At 73.8% G+C, this 1,216-nt stretch carries 2 protein-coding genes; both read left to right on the top strand.

Features of this window, described 5'->3' with window-relative positions; all coding sequences use genetic code 11:
* Positions 1-601, top strand: a 601-nt coding sequence (locus GT354_RS13340; RefSeq protein ID WP_202511845.1) for a TetR/AcrR family transcriptional regulator C-terminal domain-containing protein, incomplete at its 5' end; no start/stop codon positions are given.
* Positions 602-706: 105 nt separating this feature from the next.
* Entirely contained in the window at positions 707-979 is a 273-nt protein-coding gene (locus GT354_RS53910) for a DUF3099 domain-containing protein (protein WP_161356522.1), read from the top strand.
* Positions 980-1,216 lie beyond the last annotated feature (237 nt).

Here is a 1,216-nt window from a genome sequence, read left to right as displayed (position 1 = left end):
GATCGCGGCCGGTACGGGCTTCACCAAGATGGCCCTGTACCGCCACGTCCCCAGCCGGGCCGCGCTGGTCGCGCTCATGGTCGACACGGCGCTCGGCGCGCCGGCCGCCCCGCTCGCGCCGGCTGCCCGGCCTTTCCCGGGCGTTCCGGCAGGCGAGTGGCGGGAGCGGCTCGCCGGCTGGGCCCGGGCGATGCTCGCGGTACTGCGGGAGCACCCGTGGCTGCTCGCCGCCATGCCCGGGCATCGCGTGCTCGGGCCCAACGAGACGGACTGGATCGAGTCGGCGTTGGTCGCGCTGGCCGATACCGGCCTGGCGGGTGACGAGCAGCTGGACGCGGTATTCCTGGTCGTCGGACACGTGCGCAACGTCGCCCAGCAGAGCGTGAGTTCGCCCACCGCATATCGTGACGAACCGGAAGAGTTGATGTCCTCCATGGTTGCCGGGGCGACCGGCGAACACGCCGACCGCTATCCGGCCCTGACGGCGGCGGTCGGATCCGCCGAGGGGGCCAGGGACAACGCCTTGGCGTTCGGGCTGGACCGGATCCTGGACGGCCTCGAACTCCTGATCGACCGCCGGCGCGAGGGGTCGGCGACCTGAAGGGACGGGCCCGCGAGCGCAACCGCGAGAACCCGCAGCCCGCCCGCGCGGCGGCCGCAGCGCCCTCGGCCCCACCTGGCGTCGCCAAGTCGTACCGTGAAAGACATGACCAGGAACAGCCCGCGCGGGAGCGCCCCCGCCGGTCCGTCGGATGGTTCCTCCGCGTCCGGACCCACGCCGTCGCAGGGACGTCGACGCAAGCGCTACTTCGTGATGATGGCCGTGTGCGTGGTGTTGTTCCTGCTCGCCGGGACCGTGGTGTACCGCTTCTCGTTCCCGATCGCCGCCGGCATGACCGTCGTCGCCATGGCCATCCCGCCGTTCGCGGCGATCGTCGCCAACCGGCGCGAGAAGGGTGATCGCTGGTGGGACGAGTGACGTGAGGCGCCGGCCGACGACCGCCCGCCCGCCGCGGCGACCTGTTCGCGGGCGTGCTCGACCGCCGCCCCCGGCCTCAAGCCGATCGCGTCGCACGGCGGCGGCTACCTGCCGACCTTCCCCGGCCGCGCGGACCACGGCTGGACGGTCCGCTCCGACGCGCGCGGCTGCGCCGAGCGGCCCAGCGGGTGCCTGCCCCGCATCCGGTTCGACTCGCTCGTGCACACCCCGGACTCG

Origin of the sequence: Streptomyces sp. SID3343 (assembly GCF_009865215.1) — a bacterium.
GTDB lineage: Bacteria > Actinomycetota > Actinomycetes > Streptomycetales > Streptomycetaceae > Embleya.
The sequence above is the reverse complement of the archived record's forward strand: the minus strand, read 5'-3'. Positions and strand labels throughout refer to the sequence as shown.

What these genes read in the sequence shown, in the direction of transcription:
- GT354_RS53910 (WP_161356522.1), top strand. Translation starts at nt 707, where the DNA reads ATGACCAGGAACAGCCCGCGCGGGAGCGCCCCCGCCGGTCCGTCGGAT.